The following is a 25,590-nucleotide window of genomic DNA, read 5'->3' as shown; positions in this document are numbered from 1 at the left end:
TTAAATCATGAAACAAGCTGTTATCGTAGACTGCATTCGTACCCCAATGGGCCGCTCTAAGGCTGGGGTATTTAGACATGTACGTGCAGAAACTCTTTCTGCAGAATTAATGAAAGCACTAATGGTGCGTAATCCACAATTAGATCCTAACGACATTGAAGATGTCATTTGGGGTTGTGTGCAGCAAACATTAGAGCAAGGTTTTAACATTGCCCGTAATGCATCATTGTTAGCGGGTATTCCTAAAACGGCTGGCGCTGTTACGGTAAACCGTTTATGTGGTTCGTCTATGGACGCATTACATCAGGCTGCTCGCGCCATTATGACAGGCCAAGGCGACACCTTTATTATTGGTGGTGTTGAGCACATGGGTCATGTGCCAATGAACCACGGTGTCGATTTTCACCCAGGTCTTGCAAATCGCGTAGCAAAAGCATCTGGCATGATGGGCTTAACCGCTGAAATGTTAGGTAAAATGCACGGTATCACTCGTGAGCAACAAGATGCATTTGCTGTACGCTCTCATCAACGTGCCCATGCAGCTACCATCGAAGGTCGCTTTGCTAAAGAGATTTGGGGTATTGAAGGCCACGATGCAAACGGTGCATTAATTAAAGTGATGACAGATGAAGTGATTCGTCCAGAAACATCATTAGAATCTTTAGCCGGTTTACGTCCAGCATTTGACCCAGCAAACGGTACAGTAACAGCCGGTACATCATCTGCGTTATCAGACGGTGCTTCTGCAATGCTAGTGATGGAAGAATCTAAAGCACGCGCTTTAGGCTTAACCATTCGTGCACGTATTCGTTCAATGGCAGTGGCTGGTTGTGATGCAGCTATTATGGGTTATGGCCCAGTACCAGCGACCAAAAAGGCATTAGCCCGTGCTGGATTGTCTGTTGCCGATTTAGATCTTATCGAACTAAACGAAGCATTTGCGGCACAGTCTTTACCTTGTGTTAAAGATCTTGGCTTACAAGATGTTGTCGATGAAAAGATTAACCTTAACGGTGGCGCAATTGCATTAGGCCATCCATTAGGTTGTTCTGGCGCGCGTATCTCAACGACATTGATAAACTTAATGGAAGAAAAAGATGCAACGCTTGGTCTTGCCACTATGTGTATCGGTTTAGGCCAAGGTATCGCAACAGTATTTGAACGCGTTTAACGTTTAAATAATCTGTCGTTATATTTATCTTTCTGAAAACGAGCCTATTTGGCTCGTTTTTTTTATTTTTAAATTTTTCTGCTTTGGCTAATGTTCCACGTGAAACATATTCTATGAAAATTAAAAATAAAGGAAAAAACGAAAATTCGGGATAGGTTAGCTAAACTCAAACTTGGCAAGCATTACTGACAAGAGTAAAATTGATGATAACTAGACTGGTAAAAATAGATTTTATTCAATGACTGATATATATGCTCAAGCACAACATCAACTCGATGCCCTTGGCCTTCGTTGCCCAGAACCGGTAATGATGATCCGCAAAACAGTTCGTAAAATGACTGACGGTGAGACCTTACTTGTCATCGCTGATGACCCAGCAACGACAAGAGATATTCCAAGTTTTTGTGAATTTATGGACCACACGTTACTCGCCAGTGACACCAGTAAAACACCCTATCAGTATCTACTCAAAAAAGGACTGTAATACATGACCATCACATTGGAAGCTATCGCCTATAAAACTGCAAAGCGCGGCATAATGAAACCCGCCTTTTGTGCCAATGTGACTTTAGAACGTGGTGTTGAAAATGATATTTTTGGCCGCCCAGGAAAACGCCAAGTTACCGTTATGTCCCAACAAAAATGGCAAATAGCCTGCCAACAAATTGATGCAGATCTTGATTGGCTCACTCGCAGAGCTAACTTATTAATCAGTGGCTATCAGTTTAGTGCAGCAGATGTCGGTAAAGTGATTTCGATTGGCCGCGATCTTCAATTACTCATCACCGGTGAAACTGACCCGTGTAAAAAAATGGAAATCGCTCACCCAGGTTTAGAACAGGCATTAAGACCTGATTGGCGTGGCGGTGTAACTTGCCGAGTCATTCAAGCGGGATTAATACAACCCGATGACCTAGTCACTGTTGCTTAAACCAATAAAAGCCTTAACTCATTTTCATTTAAGCCTTCCCAATTACACTTCACTGATTTCATACCTGTAAATGACTCACAGGTATGCATATTAACATTTGTCATTAATTGAAACAGATTTGTTGTACACCTTATCAAGAATTTATGCGATAAAGGTATCATTCACACTACAAACGCAGTAAAGCTTACCCTAACGAGCATCGCAACAATGCTCATTGACTAGGATACTTAGCTTGATTAACTCCACGAAAATAAAAATGAAACGGATAATCGACTCTATGTTTACTCATAAACTAACACCACTTTATACAGCTATTGCTCTCTCGCTTGGCATGAGCACAGCAAGCTTTGCCACTGAAGATGACACAACTAAATGGCAAGTGAACGCACCCGAAAATGCCCCACTAGAAAAAATTGACATCAATGTCACCGAAGGGACATGGATGAACGTCAATGTGTCACCAGACGGCAAAAATATTGTATTTGATCTGCTAGGCGATATTTATCAAATGCCGATTTCGGGTGGTGAAGCTAAGCCTCTTGCTCAAGGTATTGCTTGGCAAATGCAACCTGTTTACAGTCCAGATGGCAAACACATTGCCTTTACCACTGATGAAGATGGCGGAGATAATATCTGGATTATGGATGCAGACGGCGCAAATCCACATCCTGTCACCAAAGAAACGTTTCGATTACTCAACAGCCCAGCATGGAGCCCTGACTCACAATACCTTGTAGCTCGTAAACATTATACTGGTACTCGCAGTTTAGGCGCGGGTGAAGTATGGATGTACCACGTTGCTGGCGGTGAAGGCGTTAAATTAACCGAACGCCCAAACGAGCAAAAAGATTTAGGTGAACCAGCCTACTCACCAGATGGTCGCTATATTTATTTTAGCCAGGACGCCACGCCAGGAAAAACCTTTCACTACTCTAAAGACTCAGTAAAAGGCATTTATAAAATTAAGCGTTATGACACTCAAACTGGCGATATCGAAGTATTAATTGAAGGTACCGGTGGCGCAATCCGCCCAACTCCAAGCCCAGATGGCAAAACATTAGCGTATATTAAACGCGATGGATTCCAATCAACGCTTTACTCACTTGATTTAAAGTCAGGTGAAGAAACTAAACTGTACGACAAGCTTGACCGCGATATGCAAGAAACCTGGGCTATTCATGGTGTTTACCCAACAATGTCATGGACCAAAGACAACAAGCACATAGTATTTTGGGCCCAAGGCAAAATTAATAAACTCGACGTAGACAGTAAAAAAGTCAGTGACATTCCATTTAGCATTAAAGATCAACGTGACATCCAGCCGGCGGTTCGTTTCACGCAAAACCTAGATCAAGATGAATTTGATGTCAAAATGCTACGTATGGCCCAAGTATCACCTAACGGCGAAAAAGTCGTATTTGAAGCATTAGGTAAGATTTGGATACGTGATATTAACGGCGGTAAACATCAACGCCTTACTCGTTTAGACAATGATATTAACGAGCTATTTCCGCAGTGGTCGCGCGACGGCAAAGATATTGTATTTACTACCTGGAATGATCAACAACAAGGCACGGTGAGTGTGGTGAGTGCACGTGGCGGCAAAGCCAAAGTATTAACCAGTGAACCGGGTAAATACGTTGAGCCAACCTTATCACCAAATGGCGACTATATTGTTTATCGTAAAGCTCGTGGCGGTTATATGACACCACGCACCTGGTCGCAAGAACCCGGTTTATATAAAGTGGATATCAAAGGTAAACAAAATACCAAGCTGACAGCGAGCGGTCATCAACCACAATTTGGTGCAGACTCGGACCGAGTGTATTTTATGGATTTTGGTAAAACTCCAGAGTTTGCTTCAATCGGTATGAATGGCTTTGAAAAACGTACCCATTACACCAGCGACCACGCAACAGAGTTTCGTTTATCGCCAGATGGTGAACACTTAGCCTTTGCAGAACGCTTTAGAGTATATGTTACCCCGTTCGCTAAACATGGTGAAACCATTGCCATCGGACCTAAAGCCGCTAACTTACCGGTTAGCCAACTAAGTGCCCGTGCAGGTGAAAGTATTAGCTGGAATGGTAAAAACAACCAACTGTATTGGACATTGGGCCCAGAGCTTTATCAAGCCGATGTCGACACTCAATACACTAAATCAGACAAAAAAGTAGAACCGAAAGTCACTGCCATTGGCTTCAAAGATAAAGCAGATGTTCCACGTGGAACAGTTGTATTTGTCGGTGGCAAAGTGATTACCATGGAGAATGATCAAGTCATCGATAATGGTGTTGTCATTGTAAAAGACAATAAAATTAGCCAGGTTGGCGATGCGACATTAGCGATCCCAGAGGGCGCACAAGTTATCGACATCAGCGGTAAAACTATTATGCCGGGGTTATTTGATGCCCATGCGCATGGTGGACAAGCTGATGATGAAATTATTCCGCAGCAAAACTGGGCATTATATTCAGGCTTGTCACTTGGGGTTACCTCTATTCACGACCCATCAAATGATACCACCGAAATTTTTGCTGCATCTGAGCAACAAAAAGCCGGTAAAATTGTTGGCCCACGTATATTTTCTACGGGTACCATTTTATACGGCGCAAACCTACCAGGTTATACCTCTCACGTAGATTCATTAGATGATGCAAAGTTTCACCTAGAGCGTCTTAAAAAAGTGGGTGCGTTCAGTGTCAAAAGCTATAACCAACCTCGTCGAGATCAGCGTCAGCAAATTATTGCCGCGGCGCGTGAGCTTGAAATGATGGTGGTTCCGGAGGGCGGCAGTTTATTACAACATAACTTATCAATGGCCGCTGACGGACACACCACCTTAGAACATTCATTACCTGTGGCGTCTATTTACAGTGACATTAAACAGTTCTGGAGCCAAACAAAAGTTAACTACACACCAACACTTGTTGTTTCTTATGGTGGCATATCAGGTGAACATTACTGGTACGACAAAACGGATGTCTGGGCTCACCCACGCTTAAGTATGTATGTCCCGCATGAAATTTTAGACGCTCGCTCGATGCGCAGAACCACCGCGCCAGACGAGCACTATAACCACTTCAATGTTGCCAGAGTGGCCAATGAACTGAATGATTTAGGTGTTAAAGTTAATATTGGCGCCCATGGTCAGCGCGAAGGTTTAGCGGCTCATTGGGAAATGTGGATGTTCGCACAAGGCGGCATGAGTAATATGGATGTACTCAAAACGGCGACGATTAACCCTGCAACTACCTTTGGCATTGATCATCAGTTAGGATCAATTAAGCCAGGTAAATTAGCCGACTTAATTGTCATTGATGGCGACCCATTAACGGATATCCGTAGCACAGATAAAGTTACCTACACCATGGTAAACGGTAAGTTGTTCAACTCAGAAACCATGAACGAATTAAATGGTGATAAGCAAAAGCGTAAAGCGTTTTTCTTTGAAAAAATCTAACTATCTCACTCTAATAAAGTGAATCAAGTAAACAGGGTGTTCCACGTGGAACACCCTTTTTTATTATCGGAATCAGTATCGAAAAGATTTAAAACTGACCGTAACAATGACAATCTGTCGTATGGTCGTTCACCATTCCAACGGCCTGCATAAACGCATAACAAATAGTCGGACCAACAAAGTTAAAGCCAAGTTTTTTAAGTGCTTTAGACATCGCTTCAGATTCTGCGGTTTGGGCTGGAACTTGGCTTAATGACTCAAACTGGTTAACCCTAGGTACGCCGCCAACAAAGCTCCATAAAAAAGATGAAAAATCATTACCCTGCTCTACAAAGGCCATATACGCTTTGGCATTTTTGATGATCGAATTTATTTTTAATCGATTACGCACAATGCCGGGCTCTAGCATTAGAGCCTCAACTTTATCTTGGTCAAACTCAACAATCAGACTTGGCTCAAAACCAGCAAAGAGTTGCTGATAGTTTTGTTGCTTTTTTAAAATAGTAATCCAAGACAAACCAGCTTGCTGACCATCTAAACAAAGTTTTTCAAAAAGGTGTTTAGCATCATATTCAGGTCGGCCCCAAACCGTATCGTGATAATGTTGATATAAAGGGTCTTCACTTACCCAGCCACATCGGTTAACTTGCATAGTATGGTTCCATTAACGTATTTATGAATACGTTAAAAAATAACCTACATCTGCCTTGCTCTACAAGGTATAATCATTAACATTTTCTATTAATAGCCTGACAGTAGTAGACATGACGACGAAACACGACGTAAAGACATTTCAAGGGTTCATCCTAACCTTGCAGGAATATTGGGCGCAGCAAGGTTGCGCAATTGTCCAACCACTCGATATGGAAGTTGGTGCTGGTACTTTCCACCCGCAGACGTTCTTACGCTCATTAGGCCCAGAGCCAATGAGTAGCGCATATGTGCAGCCGTCTCGCCGTCCTACTGATGGACGCTATGGTGAAAACCCAAACCGCTTACAACATTATTACCAATTCCAAGTGGTATTAAAGCCATCACCAGACAATATTCAAGAGCTTTACCTCGGCTCACTAGAAGCCCTAGGTATTGATACTCAAGTGCATGATATTCGTTTTGTTGAAGACAACTGGGAATCACCTACACTGGGCGCTTGGGGTTTAGGCTGGGAAGTGTGGCTTAACGGCATGGAAGTGACTCAGTTTACGTATTTCCAGCAAGTGGGCGGTATTGAATGTAGCCCCGTAACGGGTGAGATCACTTATGGCCTTGAGCGTTTAGCCATGTACATTCAAGAAGTCGACAGTGTGTACGATCTTGTTTGGACCGACGGACCACGTGGTCGTGTAACCTACGGTGACATTTTTCATCAAAACGAAGTTGAACAATCAACATATAACTTCGAACATGCCGATGTCGACTTTATGTTTACCCTATTCGATCAATGCGAAAAAATGTGCCTGCACTTATTATCGCTAGAAAAACCTCTACCACTGCCTGCTTACGAGCAAGTAATGAAAGCCTCTCATGCTTTTAACTTACTTGATGCTCGCCATGCCATTTCAGTTACTGAACGCCAGCGTTACATCTTACGCGTTCGCACCATGGCTAAAGGTGTTGCAGAATCTTATTATCAAGCACGCGAAGCGCTTGGCTTCCCAATGTGTAAGTAGAGGTCACCAATGAAATTTGAAAACTTACTTATTGAAGTGGGAACAGAAGAGTTACCGCCAAAGTCATTACGCACTCTAGCAGAATCTTTTTTAGCGAACTTTACCGATGAACTCACCAAAGCAGATATCCCCTTTGACTCTGCCCTTTGGTATGCTGCGCCTCGTCGTTTGGCCATCAACGTTGTAGGCCTTGCCCTTGCTCAAGCAGATAAAGTCGTTGAAAAACGCGGCCCAGCAGTCAGTTCAGCATTTGATGCTGATGGCAATCCAACCAAAGCAGCTCAAGGTTGGGCACGTGGTAACGGTATTACTGTTGACCAGGCTGAACGCTTAGTCACCGACAAAGGTGAATGGTTAGTTCATCAAGCTAAAGTGGTGGGTGTTGAGACTAAAAGCCTAATTACAGATATGGCACAACGTGCGCTTGATAAATTACCGATCCCAAAGCCAATGCGTTGGGGCAGCAATAAAACGCAATTTATTCGCCCTGTTCACACTGTGACCATGTTATTGGGCAGCGAATTAGTTGCGGGTGAATTATTGGGTATTAAATCAGACCGAGTTATTCGCGGCCACCGTTTTATGGGTAAAGCAACATTTGAGCTAGACCATGCAGACAACTATTTAACTGCGCTAAAAGAACAAGGTAAAGTGCTGGCTGATTATCAGCTACGTAAAACCTTAATCAAAGGAGACTCTGAAGCAGCAGCGGCCAAGATTGGTGGTGTTGCAGATATCCAAGAAGACTTACTTGAAGAAGTGGCTTCATTGGTTGAATGGCCAATAGTATTAACAGCTAGCTTTGAAGAAAAGTTTTTAGCGGTGCCGTCTGAAGCCCTTGTGTATACAATGAAAGGCGACCAGAAATACTTCCCAGTATTTGATAAAACCGGTAACTTGCTACCTAACTTTATTTTCGTCACTAACATCGAATCTAAAGACCCGCAGCAAATTATTTCAGGTAATGAGAAAGTGGTTCGCCCTCGCCTAGCCGATGCTGAATTCTTCTTTAATACTGATAAAAAGCACACGCTAGAATCACGTTTAGCCAGCCTTGAAACCGTGGTGTTTCAAAAGCAGCTTGGTACTCTTAAAGCACGTGTTGAGCGAATTTCAACACTAGCTGGGTTTATTGCTACCAAGCTTGACGCCCAGGGTGTTAGCACAAACAGTGCTGATGCCAGCCGTGCCGGTCTATTGTCTAAAACAGACTTAATGACCAACATGGTGATGGAGTTTACTGACACCCAAGGCACCATGGGGATGCATTATGCTCGCCTTGATGGTGAAACCGAAGCGGTTGCTATTGCACTTGAAGAACAATACAAACCTAAATTCTCAGGTGATACGGTACCAACAGCAAGCGTGTCTTGTGCTGTTGCGTTAGCAGAAAAGCTAGACACCTTAGTGGGTATTTTTGGCATTGGCCAGGCACCTAAAGGGGCTGCAGATCCATTTGCACTTCGCCGTGCTGCTATCGGTATTTTACGCATTATTGTTGAAAACAATTTGCCGCTAGACTTAGTAGACCTGATTGCTAAAGCCCAAGCGTTACATGCTGATAACGTTAGCAATGCCAATACAGCTGAAGACGTACTTGAATTTTTAATGGCACGCTTCCGTAGTTGGTACCAAGATAAAGGCATTCAAGTTGATGTGATTTTAGCAGTATTAGCTCGTCGCCCTACGCGTCCTGCTGATTTTGACAGTCGCGTTAAAGCCGTATCACACTTCCGTGGTTTAGAGGCCTCAACGGCGCTTGCTGCTGCCAATAAGCGTGTTTCTAACATCTTGGCCAAAGTTGAAGGTGAACTGCCTGCAAACATCAACCAAGCGCTATTAGCAGAAACCGCTGAAAAAGCATTAGCCGATAAACTCGCGCAGTTACAACCGCAGTTAGCACCACTGTTTGCCAATGCTGATTACCAGCAAGCATTAACATTACTAGCCGATTTACGTGAAAGCGTGGATCAGTTCTTTGAAGATGTGATGGTAATGGCTGACGATGAAGCATTAAAAAATAACCGTTTAGCGTTATTAACCAATCTTCGTGAGCAGTTTTTACATGTAGCGGATATTTCACTTCTACAATAATGTGATATTGCAGCAATAAAAAAGCGCCGAAAGGCGCTTTTTTTATTCATTTTTAATATTAAGAGTAAAACGTAACCCTCACCACATTGATAACTTTCAATGTTCAAAGCACAAATTTAAAATCAGATTTAAAACTCAATCAGTTTTTGATGTAGCGCCGCAAATTCTTGTTCGCTCATGTCCACTTGCGCTAATAATACTGCCAATGCTGATTGCGGTAATTTATCGACTTGCTGCAGCATAGAACACTCACTAATGATATTTGCTTTCCAGATGAGTAACGTCATTTCATCATCGGGTTTAATATTGGTATTCGCCAACAACGTTAACGGTGCTTCAAAGTGTTGTGGTAACTGCCAATAACGCGCTAACAATGCACTGAGTGTTAACGATTTGCTGGTCATCACCTGTTTAAACAGCATTGAACTAGGCTGTTCACCGGGTTCAGCCTGGTAAAATGCATCGACCAACATTTTAAAAATCGCAATTTTTCCCACATCATGGAGTAACGCAACTAAAAAGGCGCGTTCGCGTTGTTCAGGGGTAGCTAATTCGCTGGCTAAAAATGCCACCTGCATTGAATGGCGCCAAATTTCCGCACCAAAACGTCTGAAATATATTGGTTTAATATCAATCATTTCACGCGCTAAACAACTGGTAATAAACTGTCTCAGTTGTTGTCTGCCCACTTGAACTAGCGCTTGTTGAATACTGGTGACGTCATGTTCAGCCCGTTTAAACACTGGTGAATTACACAGTTTAAGCACTTCAATACACAATAGTGGGTCTTGCTCAATTAGCTGAATTAACTCTTGGGTATCGATATTATCATCGGCCAGTTTTCTGTCTAATTCGAGTATTTTACTCGGTAGCTTCAACACATTATCTGCAATGTCTTGTGGCGAACTTAATGCCTGCTCAATTTTTTGCATCACATTGCGTTCTAAATTATTAGCGATACCCGTTGTGCTCGTTTGGGCACTGGCAAACAAAAAACTGTAAAACAAGGCTGATAAATCTAATTGCGACTCAACCGCGAGTTTAGGGCTCACTTCAATAGTCGGCTTTACGGCTGGCTTTGGAGATTGCTGGCGTTTCTCGACCTCTGTGCGGCCAGTAAATTTTACTTGTTCATTGCGGTCACGGATATTAAACAGCTTCTTAAAAAAACTTGTTACCACAATAAAGAGCCTTATAAAAATGAGTTGATGATAATTATATTTACCACAGTTGATTTAATTAATCATAGCAATAAAAACAAAAATGGGCGCCATAAGGCACCCATTTATTTTAATAATACGTGCTACACGTCTAAGTTAGCCACGTTTAATGCGTTAGTTTCAATAAACTCACGACGAGGCTCAACTTGGTCACCCATTAAACACGTAAATAACTGGTCAGCCGCAACTGCATCATCAATGGTAACGCGTAACATACGACGAGACTCAGGATCCATTGTAGTTTCCCACAACTGCTCAGGGTTCATTTCACCCAATCCTTTATAACGTTGAATATATAACCCACGTTTTGCTTCGCTCATGGTCCAATCTAACGCATCTAGGAAGCTTTCAACTTCTTTGACACGTTCACCACGTTGTACATAACCACCTTCTTCAATCATACCGTCTAGTGCAGCGCCAAGCTTGGCAATACGCTGATAATCTGTAGAGGTAAAGAAGTCGTAACCAAATAAGAAATTGGTATCAATACCATGCTTACGGATTGTCACACTTGGAATATAGACTTTACGTTCAGGATCAAGGATGACATTAGCAGAGAAAATAATACCGCTGCTTTCACGCTCAACTAAATCATCGATAAAGGTTTTGCACCAGGTTGTCATTTTCGCTTCGTCACTGAGCATCTCTAACGTGACTTCTGGATGATACAACATGCGATCGGTTAGGTTCATCGGGAAACGTTTTTCTAAACGCTTAATGATTTTCTCAACTTCACGATACTGGCTAACCAAACGCTCTAACGGTTCACCACTCATGCCCAATGCACCTTGGCTTGGGTAAACATGTGTTCCGTCTAACGCTTGTGTGGTTAGGTATTCCGTTAACGCTAACTCATCTTTTAAATATTGTTCTTGTTTGCCTTTTTTCACTTTATACAGTGGTGGCTGTGCGATATACACATAACCACGCTCGATAAGCTCAGGCATTTGACGGAAGAAGAAGGTCAACAGCAATGTACGAATGTGCGAGCCGTCGACGTCAGCATCGGTCATGATAACAATGTTGTGATAACGGGTTTTATCTGGGTTGTATTCGTCACGGCCAATACCACAACCTAATGCAGTAATTAGCGTTGCCACTTCTTGTGAAGATAACATCTTGTCAAAACGTGCTTTTTCTACGTTTAAGATTTTACCTTTAAGCGGAAGAATCGCTTGGTTTTTACGGTTACGCCCCTGCTTGGCTGATCCGCCAGCAGAGTCACCTTCCACTATGTATATTTCAGAAAGACCTGGGTCTTTCTCTTGGCAATCGGCTAGCTTACCTGGCAAACCACCTAAATCTAATGCGCCTTTACGACGGGTCATTTCACGTGCTTTACGTGCAGCTTCACGAGCACGGGCTGCATCAACAATTTTGCCTACAATCAGCTTAGCATCTGCTGGGTTTTCTAATAGGTAGTCATTTAACTGCTCACCCATTGTTTGTTCTACAGCACTTTTCACTTCGCTCGAAACCAGTTTATCTTTAGTTTGCGAACTAAACTTAGGGTCTGGCACTTTAACAGAGATAACCGCGGTTAAGCCTTCACGAGCATCATCACCAGTAGCACTGGTTTTACCTTTTTTGTTAAACCCTTCACGTTCCATGTAGTTATTTAAGTTACGTGTTAACGCACCACGGAAGCCGGCTAAGTGAGTACCACCATCGCGCTGTGGGATGTTGTTAGTAAAACAGAAAATGCTTTCTTGGTAACCGTCGTTCCACTGCATAGCAACTTCGACAGTAATGCCATCTTCACGCTCTTGTGAAAAGTGGAATACGTCTTTGTTAATAGGTGTTTTATTGCGGTTTAAATAATTTACAAAGGCACTGATACCACCTTCATATTTAAAGAATTCGTCTTTGTTATCACGCTCATCAACTAGGCGGATACCCACACCTGAGTTTAAGAAAGATAATTCACGAACACGTTTTGCTAAAATTTCGAAATGGAATTCAACATCGGTAAATGTGTCACTACTTGGCCAGAAACGAAGTTCAGTACCGGTTTTAACTGCATCACCAATTTCTTTAATCGGCGCATCTGGCACACCATGAGTATAAAACTGCTCATAGACTTTACCGGCACGACGAATAGTTAACTGTAATTTTTGCGATAATGCGTTAACAACTGACACCCCCACACCGTGAAGACCACCAGACACTTTGTAAGAGTTATCATCAAACTTACCGCCTGCATGCAATACCGTCATGATAACTTCGGCTGCAGATACACCCTCTTCCTCATGGATAGAAACAGGAATACCACGACCGTCATCTTTTACAGAGACAGAACCGTCTGAGTGAATAGTAATGGTGATATCGCTACAATGGCCGGCTAAAGCTTCATCGATAGAGTTATCGACCACTTCGAATACCATGTGATGAAGACCAGTGCCGTCATCAGTATCACCAATGTACATACCAGGTCTCTTACGGACTGCATCAAGGCCTTTTAATACCTTGATACTCGAAGAATCGTAACTATTCTCTGACATATTTCTCTCTCGTTGTTATTCAATAACCGTTACTTGCCCATGCTCCACATGAAACATCCTGTTGGGAGGGCTAGATAACGAATCGACTATTGCTAGCGGATCAATTGCGGTGACAAAAATTTGCGCACCGGTTTCGGTTAACTGCTGTAGCAATAGCTGCCTATGCTGTGCATCCAACTCTGACGGTAAATCGTCGACTAAATAAATACTGTTTTTATCTAGTTGTTGTTTGAGCAACTTTCCCTGTGCAATACGCAGTGCACAGACTAATAATTTTAATTGTCCACGGGATAGCGCATCCTGCACTGGTAAGTTTCCCACACGCAAACGTAAGTCTGCTTTATGAGGGCCACTACCCGTGTTACCTGCCGCTACATCTCGCGAATATTGGTTTTCAAGTAATTGCGCAAAATCCGTTTTACTGTCCCATCCTCGGGTAAAAGAAACCTTAATATCAACCTGAGGTAAAAACCCTCTTATTATACCCTTTAGTAGCTCATTTAACGAGTCTACATATCGATTTCGTATGTCGGTAACTTGTTCAGCATACCGCACCAGCTCTTTATCCCAAAATTGTATTTGGCTATAGGGTGCTTGATTTCTAAGCAACTGATTGCGCTGCTTTAATACCTTACGAACATTCACCCAGGCTTGGTAAAAATGCGGGTCAGAATGAAAGGCTCCCCAATCAATAAATTGCCTGCGAGCTTTTGGCCCTTCAAACAACAAAGAAAAACTTTCAGGAGTGATAACTTGAATTGGCAGGGTTTCAGCTAATGTCGATAAGCGTTTGACTTTTTCGCCGTTAATTTTAACTTCAATATCACCACTACGGTGACGCCTAAGCCCTATTTTACAGTCGTTGTCATCTTGTACTAAATTGGCGAACAGGGTTAATTTATCGTCATCATTATTGATAACCCGCTGTGATAGATGGCTGCGGAACGAGCGTCCCATGCCTAAAAAGTATATCGCCTCTAAAATACTGGTTTTACCGCTGCCGTTTTGACCGTAAATCAAGTTTAACCCATCACTTGGGTTAAGCGTTGCTGCGGTAATATTACGAAACGAGCCAATGGTAATGCGCGATAAACTCATGAACACCTATTGTGATAACTAAATAAAACAGTAGAGACAAAGAAGGTGCTTTGCAGCACCTTTCATATCGTCAGTAACAATAACGTATTACAGACGCATTGGCATCACCACGTACATAGAATCTTCTTCTTTGTGGTTCTCAATTAATGCACTCGAATTTCCGTCAATGAGTGTTATACGCACATCATCACTGGCTAAGTTATTGAGCACATCAAGCAGATAACTGACATTGAAGCCTATTTCTAGTTTGTCAGAATCATAATCTACATCAATGATTTCTTCGGCTTCTTCTTGCTCAGGATTATTCGCTGTTATCTTTAATAAACCGGGCTCAAGCTGAATACGCACACCACGAAACTTCTCGTTAGATAAAATAGAAGCGCGGGTTAATGCTTGTTTTAGCTGATTTCGACTCGCAATAACGATTTTGTTGCCACCTTTAGGCAGCACACGGCGATAATCAGGAAAACGACCATCGACCAATTTACTGGTGAATACTGCTGAATGAGTAATTGCACGAATCGCATTATCACCTATCGCAATAGTAATATCTTGGTCGTCGCTATCAAGTAAGCGCGCCATTTCAACCACACCTTTACGCGGCACAATCACTTGTTTTTCAGGTAAGGTGGTCTCTAAGGTTCGATGACTTAGTGCTAAACGGTGACCGTCGGTAGCAATAGCGCGTAATACATTGCCTTCGGTTTCAAACAATAAACCGTTGAGGTAATAACGCACATCTTGGTTAGCCATTGAAAACTGGGTGGAGTCAATAATCGACTTTAACACGCCCTGCTTTAAGCTAAATTCAATATCCGCTTGGAAAGCTTCAACGTTAGGATAATCTTCAGCTGGAAGTGTTGCCAATGAAAAACGGCTACGACCTGAGCGCAACAACCATTTGTTATCTTGTTGCTCTACTTTTAATTCGCTTTGTTCTGGTAATGACTTAACAATGTCGAGTAACTTTTTAGCTGGCACAGTGGTTCGGCCAATACTAATATCACCATGGATAGCAGCTTGGCCTACCAATTCAACCTCTAAATCCGTACCAGTTAGCTTAAGTGAGTCTTCACTAACTTCAACTAATAAATTAGCTAAAATAGGCAGGTTATGTCTTCGTTCTACCGCGCCACACACTAGTTGCAGCGGCTTTAATAGGGCGTCCCTATCAATTGAAAATTTCATCGTTCTACATTCCCTGAATTAAGAAGACAGAGTTCTAATCAAGTTAGCGTAATCTTCTTTAATGTCATGACTCTCTTCACGCAGTTGCGCAATTTTACGACAAGCATGCAATACCGTCGTATGGTCACGACCACCAAATGCATCGCCAATTTCTGGCAAACTTTGGTTAGTGAGTTCTTTAGATAGCGCCATCGCCACTTGTCGTGGTCTTGCCACACTGCGTGAACGACGTTTAGACAGCATATCTGCCATTTTAATTTTGTAGTATTCAGCAACTGTCTTCTGAATATTGTCTATAGTGACTAATTTTTCTTGCAGTGCCAAGAGATCGCGTAACGCTTCACGTACAAAATCAATGGTGATTGGACGACCGGTGAAGTTGGCGTTAGCAATAACGCGGTTTAACGCACCTTCAAGCTCGCGTACGTTTGAACGTAAACGCTTAGCAATAAAGAAGGCCACTTCATCAGGCAGGTTAATACCGCTCTCTTGTGCTTTACGCATTAAAATCGCTACGCGGGTTTCTAATTCAGGTGGTTCGATGGCAACCGTTAACCCCCAACCAAAGCGAGACTTTAAGCGATCTTCTACCCCGTCGATCTCTTTTGGATAACGGTCAGACGTTAAAATAATTTGGTGGTTACCTTCTAATAATGCGTTAAAGGTATGGAAAAACTCTTCTTGAGAACGATCTTTGTTAGCAAAGAATTGAATATCGTCAATAAACAGGGCATCGACACTGCGGTAATAACGTTTAAATTCTTCGATGGCGTTATTTTGTAAGGCTTTAACCATGTCCTGTACAAAACGCTCAGAATGCATGTACACCACTTTAGCATTAGGATTATTTTTAATGATCCCATTACCGACTGCGTGTAATAAATGTGTTTTACCTAAACCGGTGCCGCCATATAAAAATAATGGGTTATACGCACCACCGGGGTTTTCAGAGACTTGTAATGCGGCCGCTTTGCCTAATTGGTTTGATTTACCTTCAACGAAGTTATCAAACTGATAAGTAGGGTTAATATTACTGCGGTGGTTGGCATTAATAATGGGTTCTGCTTGGGTATTAAATGACGTAGTGCCAACTTGAGCTCTGGTTTGGCTGCTAACAGGCTTAGCGGCTACTGGAGCGCGGACAACAGGACGTGCAGACGGACGGCTACCAATATCAAAACGCAACTTAGGTGCATCACTGCCCATTTGCTCGGTGAAGAATTGATTAATGATATTAATGTATTTATCGCGTACCCAATCCAGTACGAAACGATTTGGCGCATACAAAACCAGAGTATCACCATCCATTTCAGCTTGTAACGGACGGATCCACATACTGAACTGCTGCGCTGATAACTCGTCTTGCAGTCTGCCGATACATTGTTGCCAAAGTGAAACCGCCACTTATTTATCCCCAAATATCTTTAGTCAAAGGAGGTGTATTCTATAGTGAGATCACAATGATCGCTATCCTTAAAAACAGATTTATCCCCAGCGGGATCATTCGGTGTGGATATCTGGGATCATCAAAGATCAAAATCGATCCATTAATTGCAAATATCATGCAAATCCAGCTTTATTAACCGATCCACATTGATCTATAATACGCTAACTTTGATCTACTGAAACGAGTAAAGATCCACAAGATATAGTGTCTGTACACAGACTTATCCACATCTTCTGGTGCTTTTTTACTTTCAGCTTCAAAGAAAGATTGGCAGAAATTCATCATATAACCACTTTCGTTATTGACGATAGTAATTAAAGTGATTACAATTCGGCCTCTTTTTTGCCCTTACCTCTAATTTTGGAGCTAAGGTAAATTCACTAACAAAGACGGATTGCCATCATGAGTAAACGTACTTTTCAACCTAGCAACCTGAAGCGCAAGCGTTCTCACGGCTTCCGCGCTCGTATGGCCACTGTAGGCGGCCGTAAGGTGCTTGCACGTCGTCGTGCGAAGGGTCGCGCTCGTTTATCTGCGTAAGTAGATAACTAGGTGACTAGCTATACCTTTACGCGGGAGTTACGTTTGTTAACTCCCGCGCAATTTAAATCTGTATTCTCCAATCCAATCAAAGCATCCTCTGCTGAAATAACTCTGCTCGCAATTCCAAATTCAGAGCAACATCCTCGTTTAGGATTAACTGTGGCCAAACGTTTTGTTAAACGTGCTAACCAACGTAATCGCATTAAACGCGTGATAAGAGATAGTTTTCGTTTACATCAACACGACATCCCCAACATAGATATCGTGGTATTAGTCAGAAATGGCGTGATGGAAATGGAAAATGCAGAACTACACAAATTGATAGAAAAGCTATGGCGAAAACTCAGTCGCCGTTACAATGGCTAGCAACCACGGTTATCCGTGGTTATCAACTTTTTATAAGCCCTTTACTGGGACCGAAGTGTCGGTTCAATCCAACTTGTTCTTATTATGCGATTGAAGCAATAAAAACACACGGAACAGTGAAAGGTAGTTGGTTTGCAATCAAACGCATATTAAAATGTCACCCTTTACATCCCGGCGGTAGTGATCCCGTCCCCCCTAAAAATGACAGGTGTAATAAATAGGCTATGGAATCTCAACGCAATATATTGCTAATCGGTCTGCTGTTTGTCAGCTATCTAATGTGGACACAATGGCAAACAGATAAAGCACCACAACCGGTAGCACAACAAACTGTTACCCAAACAAACGCCTCGACAATTAATGGCGCAGACGTTCCTGAAGCAGACTCGACTGGTATGCCAGTTGATTTACCTGCGACTAAAAACTTAATTACCGTTAACACTGACCAGCTTGATATTAAAATCAGCCCAGTTGGTGGTGACATCGTTTATGCCGCGTTAGTTGCACATAAAGTTGAAATTGATAAAGATGACCCTTTTGTCATTCTTGAGCAAACCAATGATCACACTTATATTGCACAAAGTGGCTTAATCGGTCGCGACGGCATTGATAGCAGTGCTAAAGGTCGTGCCGCATTTGCCGCACAAAATACCTCTTACACATTAGCAGACGGTCAAGACACATTATCTGTGCCTTTAACCTTTACTGCAGACAACGGTGTCACTTACGTAAAAACCTTTACGTTTACCCGTGGTCAATATGATGTTGGCGTTGATTACAGCATTAGCAACACTTCAGATACTGCATTACAAGTGCAAATGTATGGTCAAATAAAACAGAGTATCAAAGAATCTGAAGGCAGCATGATGATGCCTACTTATCGTGGTGGTGCATTCTCAACTCAAGATACTCGCTACGAAAAGTATGACTTTGAAGACATGGCAGACAAAAACCTAGGTAAAGTAACACTAGGTGGCTGGGCGGCAATGTTACAACACTACTTTGTATCAGCTTGGATCCCACCGGCAACAGACTCAAACACGATTTTCTCAAGTGTGAGTGCTGGCGGTTTAGCTAACATTGGTTTCCGTGGCGCGGTATATGATATTGCTCCAGGTGCAACTCAAGAAATTAGCTCACAATTTTATGTTGGCCCTAAAAACCAAAAAGCGCTTTCAGCTATCTCTGATACCTTAAACTTAGTTGTTGATTATGGTTTCTTGTGGTGGTTAGCAGTACCTATTCACTGGTTATTGATGTTCTATCAATCATTTGTGGGTAACTGGGGTATGGCAATTATTTTAATCACCCTAACGGTACGTGGTTTGTTATATCCATTAACTAAAGCGCAATACAGCTCAATGGCTAAAATGCGTAACCTACAGCCAAAATTAGCTGAGATGAAAGAACGCTTTGGTGATGACCGTCAAAAGATGGGTCAAGCCATGATGGAACTGTACAAAAAAGAGAAAGTAAACCCTATGGGCGGTTGCTTACCTATTTTGCTACAGATGCCAATCTTCATCGCATTGTACTGGGTATTACTTGAAAGCTATGAATTACGCCACGCGCCGTTCATGCTATGGATTACTGACTTATCAGTACAAGATCCATACTATGTATTACCATTGCTAATGGGTGTATCGATGTTCTTGATGCAGAAAATGCAACCAATGGCACCGACCATGGACCCAATGCAAGTTAAGATGATGCAATGGATGCCAGTTATCTTTACTGTATTCTTCTTATGGTTCCCAGCAGGCCTAGTACTTTACTGGTTAGTGGGTAACTTAGTTGCGATTACGCAGCAAAAGATTATTTATGCAGGTTTAGAGAAAAAAGGCTTAAAATAAGCCTAAGCTCTACAGTTAACTCACTCAGTAGTTAAATGAATAAAAAGGCGGCTTAATAGGCCGCCTTTTCCTTTAATGATTTAGCAGGTATTTCCCGTGACAACAGACACTATTGTAGCGCAAGCCACAGCACCAGGGCGTGGTGGTGTAGGTATTATTCGTGTATCTGGCGACTTAGCAACTAATGTGGCGACAGCCATTATTGGTCATGTGCCTAAAACCCGTTACGCTGAATATTGTGACTTTAACACTAGCGACGGCCATGTTATCGACCAAGGTATTGCGCTGTTTTTTAAAGGCCCAAATTCATTTACCGGTGAAGACGTATTAGAGCTACAAGGTCACGGCGGCCAAATCGTACTCGATATGTTGATTAAGCGTGTCATGGAAATCGACGGTATTCGTATTGCTAAACCCGGTGAGTTTAGTGAACAAGCCTTTATGAATGACAAACTCGACTTAACTCAAGCAGAAGCGATTGCCGATTTAATTGATGCTACCAGTGAGCAAGCGGCAAAAAGTGCACTGCAATCATTGCAAGGTGAGTTTTCTAAAGAAGTTCATGAATTAGTAGAACAAGTGACTAACCTACGCTTATATGTAGAAGCCGCTATAGATTTTCCTGATGAAGAAGTCGACTTTTTATCGGATGGAAAAATTGCCAATGCCTTGTATCGCATTATCGACAAACTCACTACCGTTCAAGCCAGTGCTAAGCAAGGTTCAATTATTCGCGAAGGCATGAAAGTGGTCATTGCAGGGCGCCCTAATGCCGGTAAATCAAGTTTACTTAATGCACTAGCCGGTAAAGAGTCAGCCATTGTAACTGAAATTGCAGGTACTACCCGTGATGTATTACGTGAGCATATTCACCTTGATGGTATGCCATTACACATTATCGACACCGCTGGATTACGTGAAACCACAGATACCGTTGAGCAAATAGGTATTGAACGTGCTTGGGCAGAAATTGCCAGTGCCGATAGAGTCTTGTTTATGGTTGATGGTACGACGACAGATGCCGTTGATCCACATAATATCTGGCCCGACTTTATTGACCGTTTACCTTCAAGACTGGGTGTAACGGTGGTGCGCAACAAAGCCGATTTAACCGGTGAAACACTCGAAATGTCGCAAGAGCAAGGATACGATGTTTACCGTATATCAGCGAAAACAGGCCTGGGAGTTGAAGAGTTAAAGCAACACCTTAAGTCATTAATGGGTTACCAAAGTAATCTAGAAGGCGGATTTATTGCCCGCCGTCGTCATTTGGAAGCTTTAGATTTAGCCGCCAGCCACCTACAACTGGGTAAAGAACAGCTTGAAGTGTATCTCGCCGGTGAATTACTGGCAGAAGAGTTACGCATGTGCCAAATGGCACTATCTGAAATTACCGGTAAATTCACTTCAGATGACTTACTCGGCAAAATATTTAGTTCATTCTGTATTGGTAAATAGTGTATTGGTAAGTAATGCATTGGTAAATCGTGTATAGCTCAGTAGGAATAAACACATGACATTGGCTAATCAAGTTGTCGTTCTCGACTTTGAAACCACAGGTTTATCACCCGACAATGGTGACAGAGCCATTGAAATAGGCGCGGTAAAGCTGGTTGATGGCCAAATAGTGGATACCTTTCAAGAGCTGATAAACCCAGGTAAACGGGTAAACAGCTTTATTGAACAGTACACAGGTATTAGCAATAACATGCTCAAGCATGCGCCATCATCTAAAGAGGTGATGGCACAATTTGCCAAGTTTATTGATGGATTCAATTTAGTCGCGCACAACGCCAGCTTTGATAAAAAGTTCTTAGATGCTGAATTCAAACATAATAAACTTCACTATAACGGCCAGTTTGCCTGCTCATTATTATTATCGCGCCGGATAAGCCAAGATGCACCTAATCACCAACTGGGTACCTTGGTGAGTTATCATCAATTGCCTAACGATGGTGTGTTTCACCGCGCCTTAGCTGACGCCACAATGACCAGCCACCTTTGGTTACATCAACTCGACATACTGCAACAACAACTGCCACAACACCCTATTACTTTAGATATTATCAATAAAATATCTAGCCTGCCTAAAACACAAATAAACCGCTACTACCAAACAATGGCTCGCTGATAATCCCTAGCCCAGCGTTTATTACAAGTCTTGCGCTAATTTATCCACTAACAACCGTACTTTGGGTGACAAATGACGGTTGTGGGGGTACAAAGCCCAAATGCCTTCTTTAGGTTGTTGATATGGCGCGAGTAACACCACCAATTGCCCAGATTCAATTGCATAATTCACGTAATAACCAGGTAATTGCACAATACCTAAACCACTTATTGCGGCAGATAATAAGCTTAATCCACTGCTGCAACTCAACGAACCATGTACCTTAACGGCTTTAGATTTACCTTGATCTATAAAGTTCCAATGCGATTGGCTACCAATTAAACAATTATGTTGACTGAGTTCCGACAAGGTATAAGGCGTACCAAATTGGGCAATATAGCTCGGCGCAGCGCACACATATTGGCTGCGATTAGTTAAGCGCTTGGCCATCATTGACGAGTTAGTTAACCGCCCTAGCCTAATGGCTAAATCAAAACCACCTTCTACTAAATCAAGCTGACGATTAGTTAACTCGCACACCACTTCAATATCACGATACTGCTGCATAAAATCGATAACAATCGGCATAACAAACTTTTCGCCGTAAGTTACCGGTGCCGTCATTCTTATTAAGCCTTGGGGTTTATCTTTTAAACTTGAAATAGCCCGTTCAGCCTCATCAAGACTGTCTAGCACTTGACGACAATGCTGATAATAAACCGAGCCTTCTTCGGTTAACGACACCTTGCGCGTGGTGCGATAAAACAGTTTAGTGTTTAAGCGATTTTCAAGTTGACTCACTTGACGACTCACTTGCGCCGTCGAAATACTTAAACGCTTACCTGCGGCAGTAAAACTGTCGGTTTCTGCTACTGCAACAAACTCAAAAATCCCTTCCCACTGCATCATTATTACATTCTCGTAAAAGTCATTTACAAAACTAGCCGATTATCATTTGATGATAAACAAATACAATGGATAAATACACTACACTGTAGTGATGTTTATCATCCATATTTCATGGTGTTTACGTTTAAGGAAGCTATCTATGTCTGCACAATTTATTAAATCAAAAGCCGCAATTGCTTGGGGACCAGGTCAACCGTTATCGGTTGAAGAAGTCGATGTTATGTACCCAAAAGCCGGTGAAGTTATGGTGCGTATTGTGGCATCGGGTGTTTGTCATACCGATGCATTCACCTTATCGGGTGATGATCCTGAAGGCGTATTCCCAGCAATTCTTGGTCATGAAGGTGGCGGGATTGTTCATATGGTTGGCGAAGGTGTCACCAGTGTAAAAGTGGGCGACCATGTTATTCCGTTATACACCGCAGAATGTGGTGTATGTAAGTTCTGTACTTCAGGCAAAACTAACCTATGTAGTGCAGTACGTGCCACACAAGGTAAAGGCTTAATGCCAGACGGCACCACGCGCTTCTTTAAAGATGGCGAACCTATTTTCCACTACATGGGTTGCTCAACCTTTTCTGAATACACAGTATTACCCGAAATTTCACTGGCTAAAGTCAGTAAAGAAGCGCCATTAGAAGAAGTGTGCTTATTAGGTTGTGGTGTCACTACCGGTATGGGCGCAGTATTGAAAACAGCTAAAGTTCAAAAAGGCGATACAGTGGCTATTTTTGGTCTTGGTGGCATTGGTTTATCAGCCATTATTGGCGCAACAATGGCGGGAGCAAGCCGTATTATTGGTATCGACTTAAACGAATCTAAGTTTGAATTAGCTAAAAAGCTCGGCGCAACTGATTGTATAAACCCTAAAGACTTTGATAAACCAATCCAAGATGTGATTGTTGAAATGACCGATGGCGGCGTTGATTTCTCATTTGAATGTATTGGTAACGTTAACGTGATGCGCAGTGCATTAGAATGTTGTCATAAAGGCTGGGGTGAGTCAGTTATTATTGGTGTAGCAGGTGCAGGCCAAGAAATATCAACGCGTCCATTCCAATTAGTGACCGGCCGTGTATGGCGTGGCAGTGCATTTGGCGGTGTAAAAGGACGTAGCGAATTACCCGGTATTGTTGAGCAGTATTTAGCTGGCGAGTTTAAGTTAGGCCACTTTATTACCCACACAATGGGCCTTGAAGGGATTAACGATGCATTTGATTTAATGCACAAAGGCGAAAGTATCCGCAGTGTTATCCACTTTGCTAAGTAACGCTTCATTTATGATGACAGACGCAGTTAAGTATAAAACGACTTAACTGCGTGATGACAAATAAGGACACATAATGACCATTGAAAATATCAGCAGCACCAAGGCATTTGGTGGCTGGCATAAACAATACAGTCATCAATCGGCAGCACTCAATTGCACAATGCGTTTTGCTATTTACTTACCGCCACAAGCCGAACAGCAAAATGTGCCAGTATTGTATTGGTTGTCAGGGCTCACCTGCACTGACGAAAATTTTATGCAAAAAGCAGGCGCACAACGTATTGCTGCAGAACTTGGAATAGCTATTGTCGCACCAGATACCAGCCCACGTGGCGAAGGTGTAGCCGACGATAAAGATGGTGCTTATGATTTTGGTTTAGGTGCCGGATTTTATCTCAATGCCACCAAACCACCGTTTGATCAGCACTATAAAATGTACGACTACGTGGTATCTGAACTGCCAGCATTAATTGAAGCGCATTTCCCCGTGACGAATCAACGTAGCATTAGTGGGCATTCAATGGGCGGCCATGGTGCCCTGACTATTGCATTAAAAAATCCAAATCAATTTAACAGCGTCTCGGCATTTAGCCCGATTTGTCATCCTATGGATTGCCCATGGGGAATTAAAGCGTTTCGCGGTTATTTGGGCGATGACCAACAACAATGGCAACAATATGATAGCTGTGAGCTGATGCAAAACAGCCAACAATTTGTGCCTGCGCTGGTGGACCAAGGCAGTAATGACAATTTTTTAGATGAGCAGTTAAAGCCACAAGCACTCGTCAATATCGCTAAAAACAAAGGCTACCCACTTGAATTGCGCATGCAGCCTGGTTACGACCATAGCTACTACTTTATCGCGACCTTCATTGAAGATCACCTGCGCTTCCATGCTAAACATTTACAGATTAACTAAGGCGAGCAATTGCTTAACAAGGATTAAGCGGCAATTTAACTTAGTCTAACTCTGTTAATGCTAACTAACCAGTCACCCAAAACGAGCCTTTATGGCTCGTTTTTTTACTTCATAAGCTTAAAAAATGTTGATAACAGTATCAAGCCAATCATATGAACGATTATTTTGTACTAAGTTTCGCGTTAAAAAGTGTAAATAAGCCAACATCAAGCGTAATTGAGCGAGTAAAATAACTCCATAGTGAACAAAACCGACGTTAAAACGACCAAATTTATCAATTATTCGGAGTCAAAATGGCAAAAATAGCGTTATTAGTAGGTACAACGTTGGGCAGCGCAGAATATGTCGCTGATGAAATGGCAGCGCAATTAGGCCAATTAAACCACCAAACTGAGGTGTTAATTGACCCACAATGGGATCAATTAAGCGACTTTTCAGTATGGATCATTGTCAGTTCTACCCATGGTGCAGGCGATCTACCCGACAATATAGTGCCTTTTTATAAGCAATTAATGCTCAATATGCCGGATCTTACATCGATCCAGCATGCATTATGTGCCATTGGTGATTCAAGCTATGACACTTTCTGCCAAGGGCCTGAAAAAATAATTGATCTACTTGTGCAATGCGGATCTAAACCTATTGTGGATAAGATCCAAATTGATGTTCAACAAGACCCTGTGCCTGAAGAGCCTGCGCTAGCGTGGTTAACACAATGGCAATCTAAAATTAATCTGTAAAAAAATCGATCTTTAATTGTATAAACTCAGATCAACTCACAATTTAGATCTTACTTATCCACAAATTACTATTTTTAATGATAACTTTGTGGATAAG

The 25,590-nt window shown here is 42.3% G+C and carries 22 protein-coding genes; 15 read left to right on the top strand and 7 right to left on the bottom strand.

Annotated features, from left to right (window positions below; translation table 11 throughout):
- The first annotated feature begins 7 nt into the window (after positions 1-7).
- The 4 genes from fadA (at position 8) to AC19MX_RS17410 (ending at position 5,565) form a co-directional block, all read left to right on the top strand.
- Positions 8-1,171, top strand: coding sequence for an acetyl-CoA C-acyltransferase FadA (gene fadA / locus AC19MX_RS17425; protein ID WP_498299296.1), 1,164 nt, complete (start codon positions 8-10; stop codon positions 1,169-1,171).
- Positions 1,172-1,409: 238 nt separating this feature from the next.
- A complete protein-coding gene (tusA, locus tag AC19MX_RS17420; RefSeq protein WP_498299295.1) occupies positions 1,410-1,655 on the top strand; it encodes a sulfurtransferase TusA in 246 nt (81 codons plus the stop codon).
- 3 nt (positions 1,656-1,658) lie between these two features.
- Positions 1,659-2,102, top strand: coding sequence for an MOSC domain-containing protein (locus AC19MX_RS17415; protein ID WP_498299294.1), 444 nt, complete (start codon positions 1,659-1,661; stop codon positions 2,100-2,102).
- Positions 2,103-2,379: 277 nt separating this feature from the next.
- The gene (locus AC19MX_RS17410) at positions 2,380-5,565 is read left to right on the top strand and encodes an amidohydrolase family protein (RefSeq protein WP_498299293.1); all 3,186 of its coding nucleotides are present in this window, start codon (positions 2,380-2,382) and stop codon (positions 5,563-5,565) included.
- A gap of 88 nt (positions 5,566-5,653) precedes the next feature.
- Here AC19MX_RS17410 and AC19MX_RS17405 read toward each other — a convergent pair whose 3' ends face one another.
- Positions 5,654-6,217 (bottom strand): DNA-3-methyladenine glycosylase I, encoded by a 564-nt coding sequence (locus AC19MX_RS17405; protein WP_498299292.1) that lies wholly within the window; start codon positions 6,215-6,217, stop codon positions 5,654-5,656.
- 112 nt (positions 6,218-6,329) lie between these two features.
- Here AC19MX_RS17405 and glyQ point away from each other — a divergent pair, with 112 nt between their 5' ends.
- Both glyQ and glyS read left to right on the top strand, forming a co-directional pair.
- Positions 6,330-7,235, top strand: a complete 906-nt coding sequence (glyQ, locus tag AC19MX_RS17400; protein ID WP_432403310.1) for a glycine--tRNA ligase subunit alpha — start codon at positions 6,330-6,332, stop codon at positions 7,233-7,235.
- A 9-nt stretch (positions 7,236-7,244) separates the two neighbouring features.
- Positions 7,245-9,329 carry a glycine--tRNA ligase subunit beta gene (glyS, locus tag AC19MX_RS17395; RefSeq protein ID WP_498299291.1) on the top strand — a complete coding sequence of 695 codons (2,085 nt, stop codon included), beginning with the start codon at positions 7,245-7,247 and terminating at the stop codon, positions 9,327-9,329.
- Positions 9,330-9,457: 128 nt separating this feature from the next.
- Here glyS and AC19MX_RS17390 read toward each other — a convergent pair whose 3' ends face one another.
- The 5 genes from AC19MX_RS17390 to dnaA form a co-directional block, all read right to left on the bottom strand.
- Positions 9,458-10,510 (bottom strand): HDOD domain-containing protein, encoded by a 1,053-nt coding sequence (locus AC19MX_RS17390; protein WP_498299290.1) that lies wholly within the window; start codon positions 10,508-10,510, stop codon positions 9,458-9,460.
- A gap of 122 nt (positions 10,511-10,632) precedes the next feature.
- Positions 10,633-13,050, bottom strand: a complete 2,418-nt coding sequence (gene gyrB, locus AC19MX_RS17385; protein ID WP_432403316.1) for a DNA topoisomerase (ATP-hydrolyzing) subunit B — start codon at positions 13,048-13,050, stop codon at positions 10,633-10,635.
- Between the two features lie 15 nt (positions 13,051-13,065).
- On the bottom strand, positions 13,066-14,148 hold the full coding sequence (gene recF, locus AC19MX_RS17380) for a DNA replication/repair protein RecF (RefSeq protein ID WP_432403319.1): 1,083 nt from the start codon (positions 14,146-14,148) through the stop codon (positions 13,066-13,068).
- Positions 14,149-14,235: 87 nt separating this feature from the next.
- Positions 14,236-15,336 carry a DNA polymerase III subunit beta gene (gene dnaN, locus AC19MX_RS17375; protein WP_432403321.1) on the bottom strand — a complete coding sequence of 367 codons (1,101 nt, stop codon included), beginning with the start codon at positions 15,334-15,336 and terminating at the stop codon, positions 14,236-14,238.
- A gap of 18 nt (positions 15,337-15,354) precedes the next feature.
- Positions 15,355-16,740: a chromosomal replication initiator protein DnaA gene (gene dnaA, locus AC19MX_RS17370; protein WP_432403323.1), complete on the bottom strand. Its 1,386-nt coding sequence runs from the start codon at positions 16,738-16,740 to the stop codon at positions 15,355-15,357.
- A 445-nt stretch (positions 16,741-17,185) separates the two neighbouring features.
- Between dnaA and rpmH the strand changes: the two genes are divergently transcribed.
- The 6 genes from rpmH (at position 17,186) to AC19MX_RS17340 (ending at position 21,676) form a co-directional block, all read left to right on the top strand.
- Positions 17,186-17,323, top strand: coding sequence for a 50S ribosomal protein L34 (gene rpmH / locus AC19MX_RS17365; RefSeq protein ID WP_006083827.1), 138 nt, complete (start codon positions 17,186-17,188; stop codon positions 17,321-17,323).
- A 12-nt stretch (positions 17,324-17,335) separates the two neighbouring features.
- Complete coding sequence (rnpA, locus tag AC19MX_RS17360; protein ID WP_160055730.1) at positions 17,336-17,692, top strand: ribonuclease P protein component; 357 nt, start codon at positions 17,336-17,338, stop codon at positions 17,690-17,692.
- Positions 17,659-17,913, top strand: a complete 255-nt coding sequence (yidD, locus tag AC19MX_RS17355; RefSeq protein WP_160055732.1) for a membrane protein insertion efficiency factor YidD — start codon at positions 17,659-17,661, stop codon at positions 17,911-17,913. The genes rnpA and yidD overlap by 34 nt, the downstream gene beginning before the upstream one ends.
- Positions 17,914-17,916: 3 nt before the next feature.
- Positions 17,917-19,545, top strand: coding sequence for a membrane protein insertase YidC (gene yidC / locus AC19MX_RS17350; RefSeq protein WP_432403326.1), 1,629 nt, complete (start codon positions 17,917-17,919; stop codon positions 19,543-19,545).
- A gap of 96 nt (positions 19,546-19,641) precedes the next feature.
- Entirely contained in the window at positions 19,642-21,003 is a 1,362-nt protein-coding gene (gene mnmE / locus AC19MX_RS17345; RefSeq protein ID WP_498299289.1) for a tRNA uridine-5-carboxymethylaminomethyl(34) synthesis GTPase MnmE, read from the top strand.
- A 55-nt stretch (positions 21,004-21,058) separates the two neighbouring features.
- A complete protein-coding gene (locus AC19MX_RS17340; RefSeq protein ID WP_498299288.1) occupies positions 21,059-21,676 on the top strand; it encodes a 3'-5' exonuclease in 618 nt (205 codons plus the stop codon).
- Positions 21,677-21,697: 21 nt separating this feature from the next.
- Here AC19MX_RS17340 and AC19MX_RS17335 read toward each other — a convergent pair whose 3' ends face one another.
- Positions 21,698-22,564, bottom strand: coding sequence for a LysR substrate-binding domain-containing protein (locus tag AC19MX_RS17335; RefSeq protein WP_498299287.1), 867 nt, complete (start codon positions 22,562-22,564; stop codon positions 21,698-21,700).
- A 139-nt stretch (positions 22,565-22,703) separates the two neighbouring features.
- On the opposite strand from AC19MX_RS17335, the gene AC19MX_RS17330 reads away from it, so the two are divergent.
- The 3 genes from AC19MX_RS17330 to mioC all read left to right on the top strand — a co-directional run bounded on the left by AC19MX_RS17330 (position 22,704) and on the right by mioC (position 25,493).
- A complete protein-coding gene (locus tag AC19MX_RS17330; protein ID WP_498299286.1) occupies positions 22,704-23,834 on the top strand; it encodes an S-(hydroxymethyl)glutathione dehydrogenase/class III alcohol dehydrogenase in 1,131 nt (376 codons plus the stop codon).
- A gap of 73 nt (positions 23,835-23,907) precedes the next feature.
- A complete protein-coding gene (gene fghA, locus AC19MX_RS17325; RefSeq protein ID WP_498299285.1) occupies positions 23,908-24,753 on the top strand; it encodes an S-formylglutathione hydrolase in 846 nt (281 codons plus the stop codon).
- 293 nt (positions 24,754-25,046) lie between these two features.
- Positions 25,047-25,493, top strand: a complete 447-nt coding sequence (gene mioC / locus AC19MX_RS17320) for an FMN-binding protein MioC (RefSeq protein ID WP_432403367.1) — start codon at positions 25,047-25,049, stop codon at positions 25,491-25,493.
- Positions 25,494-25,590 lie beyond the last annotated feature (97 nt).

The organism is Shewanella sp. MF05956, assembly GCF_059758055.1.
This window is presented reverse-complemented; position numbering and strand designations above follow the sequence as displayed.